Below are 16820 nucleotides of genomic sequence, written 5' to 3' on the forward strand. Positions count from 1 at the left end.
CAGCCATGGGTGGAAGCGAAGCGCTGGCTTTCGCCCGTCGTGCGATCTGGCCACGAGGCAGCGTACCTTCCTGCATTGGTTCGAATCAAGGGGCAAAGCATGCGAGTTTTTAGGAGGAGAAGATGAGACTGTTAATCTGTAAACCGGTGAACGCGCTCGTCATCGCGCTCGTCGCCGCGGTCATCCTCTGTTGTCCGCTCAAAGCGGCTGCTCAAGAGACGCGCGGCACAATCCGTGGCACGGTGACGGATCAGAACGGAGCGGCGGTGCCAGGTGCCGTTGTCACCGTAACGGATCTGGCCCGCGGAACCTCGATCACGTTGACGACGAACGGCGAAGGCTTCTATCAGGCGACCTATCTTCTGCCCGGAACGTACCGGATCACGGTCGAGAGCTCCGGGTTTAAAAAGTACATGCAGAGCAACGTCGTGTTGCAGATCGGGCAGACGATCGAACAGGACGTGACGCTCGAAGTCGGAGGGACGCAAGAGGTGGTCAACGTCACGACCGATAATCCACCTCTCGAGACGGCCAAATCCGATTTGAGTCAGACGGTCGATCGGAAGCGGATCTCGGAGCTGCCTTTGGTCCACGGCGATCCGTATACGTTGATCAGTCTATCGCCCGGCGTTTCGTTCACGGGCAGCGCGCGGCTCGATCGCCCGTTTGAGCCGACACACATCGTCGGCTACGCGATCGATGGGACGCGCGGCAACCGCAGCGATTTGACGATCGACGGCGCGCCGAGCACGGCGACGGCCAATGCCAACGAGGTCATCGCCTCGTATGTCCCGCCGACCGACATCATCCAGGAGTTCAAGGTGCAGACGGCGACCTTCGATGCGCAGTTCGGCAACACCGAAGGCGGCGTCACCAGCATCAGCATCAAATCGGGCACCAACCAGCTTCACGGTTCGATCTACTATTGGACGGAACCGGGAGGATTGGCGGCGAACGACTTTTTCGGCAATTCGCGCGGCCAAGCGCGGCCCTACACGTACTCGAACCGTTTCGGCGGAAACGTCAACGGTCCGGTCTATCTCCCGTGGCTCTATAACGGTCGCGATCGAACCTTCTTCCTCTTCGGTTACGAGGGGATCAGGGATTCGCGCCCGCGTTTCGATGCCGGCGCGAACACCTTCGTTCCGACCGAGGCCTTGCGTAACGGAGACTTCTCGGCTTACGCGAGCAACATCACGATCTACAACCCGTACACGCGGCGTCCGAACCCGAACGCGCCAGGTCAGTACATCGCCGATCCGTTCCCGGGGAACATCATCCCGCAGAACCTGATCAGCCCGGTGGCGAAGGCGATCTTGAAATACTACTCGCTTCCCAAGCAACCGGGGCTTCTCGGCAACATCTTCGATTCCACGTTGACCGAAAAGACCGATCCTTACGATAACTTCACCTTCCGTGTGGACCAGGTGGTCAACAGCAAGAATCGGCTCTTCGTGCGCGGCAGTTGGTATAACCGCGACAGCCACTACAACGATTACATGGGGACGCCGGCGACCGGCGTGAACTTCAAATTCATCTCGCGCCAAGGGGTGATCGATGACGTACATGCGTTCAATGCGACGACCGTGTTGAACGTGCGATACGGCTACAATCGCTTCATCCGTTGGCAAGATCAAGAAGAGGATGCGCGCGGATTCGATCTGACGTTGCTCGGATTCCCAGCCTATTACAACAACCTCGTGCCTGCTGATGTCCGACGGTTCCCGCGCTTCGATTTCCCAGCGAACACGATCTTGGGGACGGGGTTTTCGAACGAGTTCAGGCCGAACGACATCCACTCTTTCTCGGCCATCTTGAACAAGACGATCACCACACATTCGGTGAAATTCGGCGGCGAGTTGCGCATCTATCGCGAGGACTCGCGCTTTACGAGCAATGACCAGACAGGGCAGTTCATCTTCGACAACACCTACACGCGACAGAACAGCGCGAGCGGCACGGACTGGAACGGGCTGCAAGCCTTCGCCGCATTCCTTCTGGGTTTGCCGACGACGATGCAGATCGTTCGGCGCGCCGATTATTCCGAGTACTCGAAGACGTGGGGCTTCTTCGTCCAAGACGATTGGCGCGTCAATAGCCGTCTGACGCTGAACCTCGGCTTGCGTTATGAAGTGGAGACGCCGCTCGTCGAGCGAAACAACAAGAGCGTTTCGGGGTTCGATTTCAATTACGTGCAGCCGGTCGAGGCGATCGCCCGGGCCAGACTGGCCGCCAATCCCGTGCAGGGGATCGATCCGAATAACTTCAACGTCCGAGGCGGATTGCTCTTCGCCGGCAAAGATACGGGAAGCGGTCTTTACGAGACGCCGAAAGACACGTTCCTGCCGCGACTCGGTTTCGCCTATCAGTTGAACGATAAGACCGTCCTGCGCGGCGGATTCGGCCTCTTCGCCGGCTTCCTCGGCCAAAGGCGCGGCGACGTGATCCAGCCCGGTTACACGCGCACGACCGTCATGCCTTTGACCGTGAATGCCAACGGCGCGCCGATCCCCTATTCGATGTCCGCGCCGTTTGCTAACATCACGATCCTCGAACCGGTCGGCAACGCCTTGGGGCGCCAGACCGGCTTGGGAACCAGCATCTCGTTCTTCAATCAGCATCCGAAAGTCTCGAAGCAAGCGCGTTGGCAGATCGGCATTCAGCGTGAGTTGCCTGGCGGTTTCGTCGCCGAGGCCGTCTATGTCGGCAACTACGGCTATGACATCGAAATCTCGCGCAACATCAACGCGCTGCCCAATCAGTACTTGAATACGGACAACTTCCGCAGCGCGGCGATGAACAGCACGAACTCGTTCTTGACGGCGCAGGTGCCGAACCCGTTTGCCGGCTTGCCGGAGTTCCAAGGGACGTCGCTCTTCAATGCGACGATCGCGCGCTCGCAGTTGCTGCGGCCTTACCCGCAGTTCGGCGACATCACGACGACGAACAATGACGGGAAGTCTTGGTACAACGCCGGCCAGTTCTCCTTGCAGAAGCGCTTCTCGCAAGGCTACACGGTGCAGCTGAGCTACACCTTCTCGAAGTGGCTGCAGGCGACCGAGTACTTGAACGCGGGCGATCCAAAACCGACGAAGATGATCTCGGATCAGGATGCGCCGCATCGATTGTCGGTGAGCTGGATCTACTCGCCGCCTTTCGGCAAAGGGCGACGGTTCCTTTCGGAACCGAACTGGCTGCTGAACGCGCTCGTCGGCGGATGGCAACTGCAGGGCGTCTATACCTACCAGAGCGGATTCCCGGTCAATTTCTCGAACGACGCCTTTTACAACGGCGGCAAAATCTCCATCGACCATCCGACGGTCAGTCGTTGGTTCAACACGGATGCCTTCACCTCGGTGTTGAACGCCAGCTCGAACGCCGCGACGCCCGTTTCGCACCTGCGGACATTGCCTTTCCGCTTCAGCGATGTGCGCGTCGATCCGATCAACAACGTCGATCTCTCTTTGCTCAAGGATATCTTCTTCCGCGAGGAGATGCGTTTGCAGTTGCGGTTCGAGGCGATCAACGCCTTCAACGAACCGCTCTTCCCGGGGCCGGTCGTCAATCCGACCTCGCCGACCTTCGGCCAAATCTCGGCCTCGAACCAGAACAATTACGCGCGGCGCGTTCAGCTCGGGATCAAATTCCTCTTTTAGGCTCGGGCCGAAAGGTCGGATGAGAGGGGGCGGAAGGTCTTCCGCCCCCTCTTTTCGTCTCTCCGAGCCGCATCCTCAGAGGATTCCGTCAGCGGGCGGCGAATCGCGCGCCTCCGGCAATTCAAAAGATCATATTATGATCTTGCATTCTTAAAAAAAGGTGATATAATCCGCTTCGCTCTGCGCCGCACCGGCGCGCGGTTCATCTCGCAAAAAAAGGCGTCGAGCCCGACGAAGAAGAGTTTGCGTCTGCACGGCTGGGAACGTCCGCTTCGCTGACGAACGCAAGACGATCGGTGGGCGATCTGTTCGCCAGCGCCGCGATTTTCGGCGCTGGGAGTGCGCGCGTTCGTCTTGCGGCGGTGAGTTTATCGTGCGGATCTCACTGGGCCAGCGAGGGAGTCACACGGATCGAGGCTGGAGCGTCCGTGAAACGAATCTTAAGGAGGAGTAGACACATGCGCCTGACGCGAGTGTTCATCGCTATGGTCTTCTCGGTTTGCGCCGCGTTCGCGCAGACCAACAAAGGTGGCATCAGCGGGACGGTCTTCGATCCCAATGGTGCGGCGGTCGCTGGCGCGACGGTGACGATCACCAATCTCGGCACGAATCAAAGCATACAGGTGACGACTTCGGAGAGCGGCGCCTATTCGGTGTCGAATCTCGATCCGGTCACCTATAGCGTAACGGTCGAGGCCGCTGGCTTCAAAAGGGCGGTCGTCGAGCGTGTGAAGGTCGACACGGCGGTCACGACGACCGTTAACGTGACATTGGAGCTAGGCGGCCTCGGCGAGCAGGTGACGGTCGTTTCCGATGCGCCGCTCATCAACGTCGAATCCGGGACGACGAGTCAGACGGTGATCGAGCGTGAGATTCAGGACATCCCGCTTAACAACCGGAGCGTATTGGATCTGGCCGTGACGTTGCCGAACGTCTCGGGCGATGCCGGTAGCGAGGATCCGACAGTGACATCGGGGCAGCCTGTCCCCGGATTCAATTTGAGTTTGAACGGCGGGCGGCCCGGCAGCACCGTGATCTTAGCCGATGGCGTCAACAACACGGGCGTCGGCATCGCGCGCGCCGTGGTGAGTTTCACGCCGGAGACAGTACAAGAATTCACGGTGCAGACCTCGGCTTACGATGCTTCTTTCGGCAGCACGGGCGGCGGCGTGATCAACGCGACGACCAAGTCGGGGACGAACAGATTCAATGGCGTGGCGCTCTGGTACACGCGCAATCCGGCGACCAACGCGCGCGTCTGGACACAAGGGAGCGTCCGTCCGCCGAACAACCTGCGCTACAATCAAGTCTCGGTCACGGTCGGTGGGCCGGTCTATTTGCCGCGCTTTGGCGAAGGCGGGCCTTTCTGGTATGACGGACACAATCGCACCTTCTTCTTCTTCGCGTATGAGCCGCGGTGGCGACGCGATTTCGTCGTGACCGACGCGCTTTTGCCGACCGACGCGATGCGCGCCGGCGATTTCAGCAATCTGGTGCGCTTGAGCAACGGTTGGGCGCCGAAGGATGTGGTGGCTCAGTTTCCGCAGATTCAAAATCAAATCATAGATCCGAATCCGGCCATCTACCGGCAGTTCAATTTGGATCCGGTGACGCGCCGTTTGACGCCGATCATCTTGCAGTCGGGCCAGACCTATCCGCAATTCAGCTACAACGGGCGTTTGAACGTCATCCCGCCAGAGTATTTGGATCCGACGGCGTTGAAGGCCTTGCAGTATCTGCCGCATGCTGGCAGCTATTTCATCAACAACAGCGGGCAGCTTGCCAACTACATCGTCAACCGTTTCGTTCGACAGGACGAGACGCGCTATACGTTACGTTTGGACCACAACTTCACAGCGAGCAATCGCGCCAACTTCCGATTGACCGTGACGCCAGCCATCGGTTTGAGAGGGTTCGGCAGCGACGTGAACGGTAACACGGGCGTTTACAGCGACGCCAAGCAGATCGTCATCGGCGACAATCACACTTTCTCGCCGCGAGTGGTCAACGATCTGCGTCTGAGTTATACGCGCGGCGTCTTCAGCGAAGATTTCTGGCCCGAGTTTTCGATCAAAGGCGGGCGCAATCTCGCGACCGAGCTCGGCATCCCGAGCTTGACGGCGGGCGGCATCCCGCTCTTCAACACGAACGCCGATGGCGTCAACGCTTTCGCCTCGATCGGTTCATCGGGTTCGACCAACAACTTCAACGTCGAGGAACGCTATAACATCAACGACACGATCTATTGGACGCGCGGCAATATGAGCTGGAAATTCGGCGTAGATCTATCGCATGCGCTGCTGAACGTTATCCCGTTCTTCGGCGCGACGGGTGGGCGCTGGGATTTCCGTGTCGTCAACACGAGCAGCAACCGCACAGCCAACACGACCGCTGGCGGCAACGTCTTTGCCAGTCTCCTGCTCGGCGTTCCCAATCAGGTGCTCGCGCGCCCATTGCTCATCCCATACTACTACCGTTGGAACAGCGCGGCGGCCTTTGTGCAAGACGATTGGAAAGTGCGTCCCAATCTGACTTTGAATTTGGGATTGCGATATTCGCTGCAACTGCCGCGCACGGAGAAGAACAACCTGCAGGGCGTCTTCCTGCCGGAACTCGCCAAAGAGTTTCCGTTGCCTACTCCGATCACGGTTGCGGGGCGGACCTTCACGACGGCGCTCGTGCCGCCGTTTGCTTTCGCCGGGCGTGGCGGGCGTTCGAAGTACATCTTCCCGCCCAACTATCTCGATTTCGAGCCGCGTTTTGGATTCGCTTGGAATCCGGGCGTGCCCGGTTGGATGAGAGGGCGTTCGCTTGTGATCCGTGGCGGTTATGGTCTTTCGCACCTTCCGCTGACGGGTAACAATCGATTGCCTAATCCTGATTTCGGGGCGACCAACACGATCAGCACGACGGCCACCGGGTCAACTGGGGCGGTCGATCCGACGCAGCCCGTGCGGATGTGTTGCAATCCGCCTCTTTACAACCCGGTTTCGCCCGAAGCGGCGCTCAACATCCCGCCTGACGGCTTGATCTATCTCAACAGCCTCGCCATCCCTGGCTTTGCCGTTCCCAAAGATGTCAAGACTCCTTATGTGCAGAACTGGAACTTGACTTTGCAGTACGAGCCGATTCGCAATCTGGTCGTCGAGATCGCTTATGTCGGAAGCAAAGGGACGCATCTCTTCATGCCGCTCATAAACCTCAATCCGCGCGATTTCGATTTCGTCGAGTTGCTCAATGCGAACAACATCAATCCCGACAACACGCGCACGGATCCGCTCGGCCGTCGAGGGTTGAATGGCGCCGTTCTCTCGATCCCGAATGGGACACTGGGCTCGAGGTATTTGGGCTTCGATCGTCTCTTCGAGTTCTATGATACCTCGGCCAATAGCATCTATCATGCTGGCTATATCAGCGTGCGGCGGCGCGTCTCGCGCGGGTTGACTTTGAATGCCAACTACACGTATGGCAAGTCGATAGACGACGCATCGGATGCCAGTCCCGACACTCGCGTCTTGGCGGTGCCGAGCGTTCAAGGGCACGTCAGCTTCGGTGCCCCGCGCAGCGCGGATCGCGCCGTTTCGACCTTCGACATCAAACACAACTTCAATACCACTTTCATCTACGATCTGCCTTTCGGGCGCGGACGGCAGTTCCTCGCGCACGCCAACCCGCTAGTCGAGGGAACGCTCGGCGGGTGGACCGTCTCGGGCGTCTTCCGCTTGCAGGGTGGGACGCCGTTTGTGCCTTCGATCGTCGATGCGAACGGTTTGAGCGGTATTACGCACACGATCCGTCCGGACATCGTTCCCGGTGTGCCGCTGAAAAACCCGCTTTGGTCTCCAAACTGTCGCGTCGGTCAGACTTGCGAGCCGTACATCAATCCAGCGGCCTTCATGCGCCCGGTGAAAGGGGAACTCGGCAATGCGCCGCGCACGCTCGATGTTCGTGGGCCGATGCAGCAGTTCTTCGACTTCTCATTCCAGAAGAACTTCCCGCTCCCGTGGATCGGAGAGGATGGACGGCGGCGCGTGCAGTTCCGCGTCGATCTGATCAACGCCTTCAACCATCCGGTCTTCCGTTTGAACAATCTGGATTTCATGGGAATGCCGGATGAGACGCCGCTTTCGGCTGCCGAGTACGATGCGTGGGTCGCTTTTTCGCCTTCAACTAGGCCAGCGCGCTCGACGCCGGCAGGCGCACAGCTCTTCTCGACCATTCAAAGCTTCATCACGAGCAATCGTTTGCCGAGCGGCGCGTTACCGCCCGATTACTATCACATCCGATTGCCGCAAGGGTTCGCGACGCGCGATCCGAACTCGTTCGACATCAGCACGCTTGAAGGTTTCAAGCTCTTCCGTTTGCGGAAGGCTTATAGTCCAAACTTCGGGACGCTGCGCGAGCTCGGCAATCCGCGTTACATCCAATTTGGTATTAAGATCTACTTCTGAGCGTGGGGCGAGGTGAGGATGGGCATCTTGCGATCATGCCTTGGGGAGAGGAGGGATCGAGCTAGGCGAGATGCGATGAAGATCGCATCTCGCCTTTTTCTATGGGCGATCCTCTTTTCATCGTTCATTGCCGTTTCGAGTTCGGCGCAACCTTCCTACCGGCGGATACTCTTCGACCGTAATGCGCATCCCGCCGTGCGCTCAGCGGCGGAGATCTTGGCGCGCAAGCTCGGGCTTTCGACCGAAGAGATCGTCAGCGTGGACCAGAGCGCGCTCCCGCGCCGCGGAGAGATCGTGCTCGAGGTCGCGGCGGATCTTTCTCCGGACCAGTTGAAAGAGCTTGGCCCGAAAGCCAGATCGTTGAAGTATGACGGTTACATGATCGCTTTTCGGGATGGCGGCGCGCTCATCTGCGGGGCGCGTCCCCGCTCGCTGCTTTACGCGGCGGGGGATTGGCGACTTTGGAAAGATATATCGGCGGGCGACTTCGTGCGTGAACCTTCATTCGCCATTCGCACCGGACAATATGATGAGAATCGCTCGGTCGCCGAGTATGTCGCCGAACTGGGCGTCAACGTCATCATCGGAAAGCCGAACGATCACGTCGTCACGCTCAGGGAGACCTTGCCTGAAGTTTATGCGCGCCTCGACCCACAAGAGAAAGAAAGGCTCGAGGCGGCGCGTGCGGCGCGCATGCGGGAGAATCTGGAGTTGGCGCGAGCGTGTCACGATGCGGATGTAGATTTCTATGCTTTTCTTTTCGGCAGCGATTTCGCCCGCTGGTCGCCTGCGCTTTATCGTGCGGCTTTGAAGGCGTTCCCTTCGATCAGAGGCGTCGCGGCGCCATCCTCTTTCGAGAAGGCCTCTTTGTGCCCATCCGATCCGCTGACATGGAAGCTCGTGCGCGCATACATCGAAGACCTCATCGCGCAGACCGGAGCCGATGGTCTCTACGTGACTTTCTGGGATCATTATGGCCTTTATTGTCAGGATGAGCGTTGCCGTCATAATGGATTGAACAAGTTCCCGAATGAGCTTTACGAAGCGGTCAAGCAGTACGATGCGGCTTTGCGGCCTTTGAAGAAGAGGCTCGTCGTGCGCACGTGGTCCTCGGGCGTGCCGCACTGGTTGCGGGGCGAGTTCGTCCATGCGCCCGGTTACGGCCATTTCGGCGGCACGGGCGTCGAATTGTGGGGGCGCGTCATTCGCGAGACGCCGCCCGACATAATCCTTCAAACGAAGGTCTACAACGCCGATTGTCAACCTGACGCTCCTTTCAGTCCGCTGATCGGACAAGCCAGACCGCACGCGGAGATCGCTGAATACCAGATTTCCGGTCAGACCATCGGCCGTTTCTACTTTCCGGCTTCGACCGTGGACTACATTGCGCGCACGATGCGCCGCGTCCATGAGTTGGTGGGAGGCGAAGGCGGGGTCAACATCTTTCCGGGCGGCACGCGACAATCGAACTATTCGGTCTTCGATGACATCTTGAACAGCGTGAACCTGTACGCTTGGCGGGAGCTTTCTTGGAACGTCAACGCCAACGTCGAAAAGATCTGGACCGATTGGGCGCTCCCCATTTATGGCGAACGCGCCGTTCCGCACGTCATCGAAGCGCTGCGCCTTTCGGAAGAGGCCGTCTATCGCACCTTCTCGACGCTCGGCATGGGGTCGGAAACTAACTCATCTTTTGCCGAAAACATCGAGCGACGCGAGACGTTGCTCAAATACACGAACCGTTACTACCTGCCCGAATATGCGCGATTTCTTGAGCCGACCAAAGAGAACATCGAGCGCGTCATCGCGGAGAAAGAGGAGAACTTACGCCGCATAGATCGAATGTTCGCGGCGTTGGAGCGCGCGCGTCCCCACTTGCGTGCTGAACAGTATGCGGAGATGCGGACGCGATTCGATTGGCTGAAGGAATATGCCATTTGCGCGCGTTACCTCGATGAGAGTCTGTGGCGCTATCGCTACTTGCGCCATCTCGCTTCGATGTTGACGACCGATCCCGAGCAGCTCAAATACATCGCCGCCGCCTACGATGCCGTGATGGAGCACGAGAAGCGCCTTTTCCGTTACGATCCGGCGCAGAAATTCAGTTGCTATAACACGACCTTGGGCCAGTTGCGAATCAAACCGTCGCTCGGCAGCCCGGTGCCGTTGATGAAAGAGCTTTACGAGAAATCGAAGCAGTTGATCGAAAGCGCGGTTGGACCGGACTATTTGCCAACCGAATGGCTTCGCTGAAGCGGCTCTGTGTGGTGGAGAGCGGACGGTCGCGATGAACGACAGCTTTCGGCGGAGTGCGATGATTCGAATTAGCTTCCATCCGTTTAGGAGGTCACGACGATGAGAAACCGGACCGATCTTTCCCGAAATTCTTTGGCTCTCATCTCGCTTTTAATTTTCGCTAGGTGCGTTCGGGCGCAAGTCGAGCCGCCGCGCGAGTGGATCGATCCCGACACGGGCCATCGCGTCATCCGTTTGTCGGAAGAGCCGGGCAGTCAGAGCCTCTACTTCCACCAGAACGCTTATACGCCCGATGGCCGCAAGTTGATCATCTCGACGCCGACGGGGATCGCCGCTGTCGATCTTCAGACGCGCGCTGTCGAGAAGATCGTCGAAGGGCGCGTGCGCATCATCATGGTCGGAAGGAAGACCGGCAGCGTCTACTACATGCGAGGCAACGTCGTTTACGCGACCGATCCGCGAACGCGCGCGACGCGTGAAGTCGCCAAGCTTCCGCCGCGCGCTTCAGTTTCAACGGTCAACGCCGATGAGACGTTGCTCGCCGGGGCCATCACCGAAGGCGCGTTCGACGCCAGACCGGGCGCAAATGGACCAGCCGCCGCGCCGCAAGACAACTATCCAGGCAAAGGCGAGATGATGGAGCGGCGTCTTGCCGCGCGCATCCCGATGCAACTTTTCACCATAGATACCCGAACGGGCGAGATGAGGACGCTGTTGCGCAGCACCGATTGGCTCAACCACATACAGTTTTCGCCGACCGATCCGACGCTGCTCATGTTCTGCCACGAAGGGCCGTGGCACAAGGTGGATCGCATCTGGACGATCCGCACCGATGGCACGGGCTTGAAAAAGATCCACGAACGCACGATGAAGATGGAGATCGCTGGCCACGAGTTCTTCAGCGCCGACGGCAAGTGGATCTGGTACGATCTACAGACTCCGCGTAGTCTGGTCTTCTGGGTCGCAGGCTACAACATCGAAACAGGCGAGCGCGTGTGGTACAACTTGCAGCGCAGCGAGTGGTCCGTGCATTATAACATCTCGCCCGATGGGAAGCTGTTTGCCGGGGATGGCGGTGGACCAAATAGCGTCGCCGCGCCGGGGAATGGGCAGTGGATCTACCTCTTCCGTCCGGTAGCTGTGCCTGATCGTACGGAAGGGGCGCTGCCCGAAGCCGGGCTGATCTCTCCGGGCCTCTTCCAAGCTGAGAGGCTGGTCAATCTCTCGAAGCATGATTACCGGCTTGAACCAAACGTGACGTTCACGCCCGATGGGCGATGGGTCGTCTTCCGCTCGAATATGCATGGGCCAACGCACGTTTACATGGTCGAAGTGCAAAAGAGCGGCGGTCAAGCGCGGCGTGCGAATTGACTTCGTTCGCCGCATCCAGAAGATCGGGCGAAAGACGTTCTACCTCATGAGCACGAAACGTGATCCGTCAGAGGCGATGATGCGAAGTTGGAGACGATGGTTTCGCGTCGCGGCGTGGTCGGTTTGCGCCTCGCTCCTCCTGATCTCGGCGAGTTTTGCGCAGCGATCGGAGGTTGGTCCAGATACTTTCGTCGGGGAATTTCGCCAAGAATCTCAACCGCCGGACGAACCGTTGAGCCTCTGGTACAGGCGACCGGCGAAACGTTGGGTTGAAGCGTTGCCCATCGGCAACGGGCGGCTCGGCGCGATGGTCTTCGGCGGGATCGAACGCGAGCGGTTGCAGCTCAACGAAGACACGCTCTGGGCCGGTGGGCCATATGATCCGAACAACCCTGAGGCGCTGGCGGCGCTGCCCGAAGTGCGTCGTCTGATCTTCGCCGGGAAATACACGGAAGCGCATCGGCTCATCGGCGAGAAGATGATGGCCAAGCCGATCAAACAGATGCCCTATCAACCGGTCGGCGATCTGATCCTCACTTTCCCGAAGGTCACAGCCGTCTCCGATTACCGGCGCGAACTCGATCTCGACGAAGCGATCGCGCGCGTTCAATACGTCGCGGATGGCGTGCGCTTCGCGCGCGAAGTCTTCGCCAGCCCCGTGGATCAAGTCATCGTCGTTCATCTGAGCGCGAGCGCGCCCGGACGGCTCGCTTTCAACGCGAGTATGCAGACGCCGCAACGCGCGACCATCGGCGTCGAGGGCTCCGATACGCTCGTGATGAGCGGGACGAGCGGAGACGCGCAAGGGATCAAAGGACAAGTCCGCTTCCAAGCGCGCGCGCGCGTTCAAACGCGAGGTGGGAGGTTGGTCGCGACGCGAGATTCTATCGCCGTCGAAGGCGCGGACGAGGCCGTGATCTTCATCGCCATCGCGACGAGCTACAGAAGCTACAAGGACGTCGGCGGCGATCCTGAAGCTTTGGCGAAAGCGCAAATCGCCTCCGTCAGTCGGAAAGAGCTAAGCGAGATCGAGCGCGCCCATATCGCCGAACATCAACGACTGTTTCGGCGCGTGCGCCTCGATCTCGGAACGAGCGCAGCCATGCGCCTTCCGACTGATGAGCGGATAGAAGGATTCGCGCGGGGCGGAGATCCGCAGCTAGCCGCGCTCTACTTCCAGTTCGGGCGTTATCTTCTGATCTCGAGTTCGCGCCCCGGAACGCAACCCGCCAACCTTCAAGGCATCTGGAACGAGAGCATGACGCCTCCGTGGGAGAGCAAATACACGATCAACATCAACACGGAGATGAACTACTGGCCCGCCGAGCCGACTAATCTTTCGGAGTTGGTCGAACCGCTCGTGCGGATGATCATGGAGCTTGCGGAAACGGGCGCACGCACGGCCCGCATCCACTACGGGGCGCGCGGCTGGGTGGTCCACCACAACACGGATATTTGGCGCGCGACGGCGCCGGTGGATGGTCCGCAATGGGGGATGTGGCCGACCGGCGGCGCCTGGTTGTGCTTGCATCTTTGGGAGCATTACGAATTCACCGGGGACAGGAGTTTCTTGGCGCGCGTCTATCCGGTGATGAAAGGCGCAGCTCAATTCTTCCTCGATACGTTGGTCGAGGAGCCGAAACATGGTTGGCTCGTCACCTGTCCGTCGCTCTCGCCTGAGAACAGGCATCCCTTCGGCACGAGCATCGTCGCTGGACCGACGATGGACAATCAGATCATACGAGATCTTTTTACAAACACCATCCGCGCGGCGGAGATCCTCGGCGTAGATCGCGCTTTTCGCCAACAATTGGCCGCCGCGCGCGCGCGTCTGGCGCCGAATCAGATAGGCAAAGCCGGACAGCTTCAAGAGTGGCTGGAAGATTGGGACATGGAAGCGCCCGAGATCCATCATCGTCACGTTTCGCATCTTTATGGACTCTTCCCCAGCGCGCAGATCACCGTCCGCGGAACGCCGGAGTTGGCCCAGGCGGCGCGTCGATCTTTGGAGATACGCGGCGATGAAGCGACGGGTTGGGGATTGGCGTGGCGGTTGAACTTGTGGGCGCGATTGCACGATGCCGAGCATGCCTACAAGATCCTGACGATGTTGATCTCGCCGGGGCGCACCTATCCGAACATGTTCGATGCGCACCCGCCTTTTCAGATCGACGGGAACTTCGGCGGCACTTCAGGGATCGCCGAGATGCTTCTCCAAAGCCACGCCGGAGAGATCGAGCTGTTGCCGGCGTTGCCTAAGGAGTGGCCGAGCGGCAGCGTCATGGGGCTACGCGCGCGCGGCGGGTTCGAAGTCGATATAGCTTGGCGAGAAGGGAAGCTGGTTTCGGCTCGCATACGCTCTCTGAACGGCAACCCGTGCCGCTTGCGCTATGGTGATGTAACGCGCGAAGTCAAACTGAAGCGCGGCGAAACTTTCGAATGGGATGGGCGCTGATGTCCGACAAGGAGAGGAGCGTTCAACGCGAGCAGATGCGCTCCGGCGCGAAACGTCGGCTCACGCCACATCCATTCGCGCGCAGCCAATCGGGAGCGCGCCAGCATACAAGGAACTGGAGACGTACGTTCGATCCATTCGCGCGCGGCCAATCGGCCCAATTTGACGCCGACACCGGTCCAGCTCGGCATGCGATCCATTCGCGCGCGGCCAATCGGGACATTTTCAATATGCCAACTCGTTTCAGTGAGGAGAGAGATGAAGACGTCGTTTGAAAGATCTCTTTTCGTGTTTCTCTTGATCGTCTTGGGCATCGCGGAAGTCAGAGCGCAGTCAGACTATTTCGCTCGCTGGCCCGCCGGAGCTTCGCCGCGCGAGGTGGGCCGGCGCGTGGCGGAAAACTTTCTCGCACGGCCATTCGATTTCGAAACCAATCCGCGCCGCGCTTATGTCATCTATCCTGAAGTCTGCACGTGGTACGGCGCGTTGCGCGTGGCGCGCTTGACGGGCGATCGCGAGTTGCAGCGCCGTCTGATCGCGAAGTTCGATCGTTTCTTGACGCCTGAGGGAGCAAAGCGCATCTCGCCGGAAGCGCACGTTGATTTTCGCGTCTTCGGCGTCGTGCCGCTGGAGATCTACATGCAGACCAAGGATCGTCGTTACCTGGAGATCGGGAAGAGTTTGGCCGATCGGCAGTGGGAGAAGACGACGCCCGACGGGATCACGGCGGAAGCGCGTTACTGGATAGATGATATGTACATGATCACCGCCGTGCAGGTGCAAGCTTATCGCGCAACCGGCGATGCGCGTTACCTTGAGCGCGCGGCCCAAACCATGGTCGCCTATCTCGATAAGTTACAGCAGCCGAACGGGCTCTTCTACCACGCTCCCGATTCGCCCTACTTCTGGAGTCGCGGCAACGGGTGGGTCGCAGCCGGCATGACGGAACTGCTCATCTCCTTGCCGCGCAACCATCCGAAGCGTGAGCGGATCATGGAAGGTTACAGGAAGATGATGGCGACGCTGCTCAAGTATCAAGGCGAGGATGGATTGTGGCGGCAGCTTATTGATCATCCGGAAGCGTGGGCCGAGACTTCTGGGACGGGGATGTTCACCTTCGCGATGGTGACCGGCGTTAAACGCGGCTGGCTCGACGCCAAGACTTATGGTCCAGCCGCGCGTAAGGCTTGGCTGGGATTAGTCAGTAGGTTAGACGAAAAGGCCAATCTGCGCGATGTGTGCGTCGGCACCAACAAAGGCTATTCGGTCCAGTATTATCTGGACCGTCCGCGCAGCACGGGCGATCTGCATGGTCAAGCGCCGCTCCTGTGGAGCGCCGCCGCTTTGCTCGAACATTAACGTTGGCCGCGAAAGTTCGATCCGCCGTCGTCCATCGCGCCGCGTTTGCGAGTCAAGACGCGCGCCAGTTCATCATAAAGCTCTTCAGGCGATCGAAGACGAGGTCGAGCGTTCTTTCGTCGGGCAAGTAGACCAAGCGAAAATAGCCTTCACGCGGATCGGCGCCGAATCCCGAACCGTGCACGACGAGCATGTCGGTCGATCTGAGTAGATCGAGCACGAATCTCTCGTCAGTTCGCCCGCCGAGCTCCTTAACCTTGATCATCATGTAGAAGGCGGCTTGCGGTGGGACGCATGACAATCCCCGGATCTCGCTGAGGCGCGATAGGGCGAGATCGCGCCGGCGCCTCAACTCGCGCCTGAAGTCGAGCTGAAAGCTTCTGTCGCCTTCAAGCGCGGGGCGAATGGCATATTGCGTCGGCGTCGGCGCGCATAGGCGTCCGCCGGCCAAACGCAAGATGGCGTTCGTCAGATCCTGAAGCCGTCCCGCGTGTGTGAAGCGCATCCATCCGACGCGCCAGCCCGGCACGAGATGGGTCTTCGAGAGGCTTTCCAGCGTGACGAGCGGGATGCCGATCTCTTCTGCGAGAACGGACGCAGGGGTGGGACGATCCGCGAAGCATAATTCGCGATAGACTTCATCGGCGATGACGAGCAACCTATGACGCGCGGCGATCTCCAGCAGTCGAGCCACTACCGCATCGGGAATGATCGCGCCTGTCGGATTGCTCGGATTGATCAACACGATGGCGCGCGTTCGCTCGCCGATCAGGCTTTCGATCTCGTCGGATGATGGTTGCCATCCGTTCTCCTCATACAAGCGGTACTTGATCGGTCTGGCTCCGAGCTTGTTGAGAATGGCTGGATAGAGAGGGTAACCGGGGGCTGGGATTAAGACCTCTTCGCCCGGATTGACGAGAGCCGTGAGCAGTAGATCGGCGGCTTCCGAAGCGCCCGAAGTGATAAAGACGTGGTCCGGTTCCGTGCGCGCTCCAAGTCCGGTCGCGTAGGCGGCGACCGCTTCGCGCGCCTCCAGAAGTCCTTTCGAAGAGGCATATCCGGTGAATCTGTCATGAAGCGCCCGCGCGACAGCCTCAATTAAATGTTCTGGAGGACGAAACCCATAGATCTGCGGATCGCCGATGTTCAGGTAGATGACTTGTCGTCCGGCCCGCTCGTGCTCTTCCGCCGCACGGACGATGTTGCGTATAGCATAGTGAAAGTTGTCAGTTCTGCTCGATGGCGCGATCATCGTCAAAAACTCGATGCCCT

The 16820-nt window shown here is 59.3% G+C and carries 7 protein-coding genes; 6 read left to right on the plus strand and 1 reads right to left on the minus strand.

Annotated elements, in window-relative coordinates; genetic code table 11:
- Window positions 1-122: 122 nt before the first annotated feature.
- From PYK22_RS00915 to PYK22_RS00945, 6 genes are all read left to right on the plus strand, one after another.
- Window positions 123-3656, plus strand: coding sequence for a TonB-dependent receptor (locus tag PYK22_RS00915; protein WP_083437485.1), 3534 nt, complete (start codon window positions 123-125; stop codon window positions 3654-3656).
- A 458-nt stretch (window positions 3657-4114) separates the two neighbouring features.
- The gene (locus PYK22_RS00920; RefSeq protein WP_041973241.1) at window positions 4115-8107 is read left to right on the plus strand and encodes an outer membrane beta-barrel protein; all 3993 of its coding nucleotides are present in this window, start codon (window positions 4115-4117) and stop codon (window positions 8105-8107) included.
- A 75-nt stretch (window positions 8108-8182) separates the two neighbouring features.
- Window positions 8183-10360, plus strand: coding sequence for a hypothetical protein (locus PYK22_RS00925; protein ID WP_041973244.1), 2178 nt, complete (start codon window positions 8183-8185; stop codon window positions 10358-10360).
- Between the two features lie 102 nt (window positions 10361-10462).
- Window positions 10463-11734 carry an oligogalacturonate lyase family protein gene (locus PYK22_RS00930; RefSeq protein ID WP_041973247.1) on the plus strand — a complete coding sequence of 424 codons (1272 nt, stop codon included), beginning with the start codon at window positions 10463-10465 and terminating at the stop codon, window positions 11732-11734.
- 46 nt (window positions 11735-11780) lie between these two features.
- Window positions 11781-14189, plus strand: coding sequence for a glycoside hydrolase family 95 protein (locus PYK22_RS00935; RefSeq protein WP_211197571.1), 2409 nt, complete (start codon window positions 11781-11783; stop codon window positions 14187-14189).
- Between the two features lie 258 nt (window positions 14190-14447).
- A complete protein-coding gene (locus PYK22_RS00945) occupies window positions 14448-15548 on the plus strand; it encodes a glycoside hydrolase family 88/105 protein (RefSeq protein WP_041973252.1) in 1101 nt (366 codons plus the stop codon).
- Window positions 15549-15600: 52 nt separating this feature from the next.
- On the opposite strand, the gene PYK22_RS00950 is transcribed toward PYK22_RS00945, so the two are convergent.
- Window positions 15601-16800: a pyridoxal phosphate-dependent aminotransferase gene (locus tag PYK22_RS00950; RefSeq protein ID WP_041973641.1), complete on the minus strand. Its 1200-nt coding sequence runs from the start codon at window positions 16798-16800 to the stop codon at window positions 15601-15603.
- Window positions 16801-16820 lie beyond the last annotated feature (20 nt).

The sequence above is a fragment of the Pyrinomonas methylaliphatogenes genome (assembly GCF_000820845.2).
GTDB classification, from domain to species: Bacteria; Acidobacteriota; Blastocatellia; order Pyrinomonadales; family Pyrinomonadaceae; genus Pyrinomonas; species Pyrinomonas methylaliphatogenes.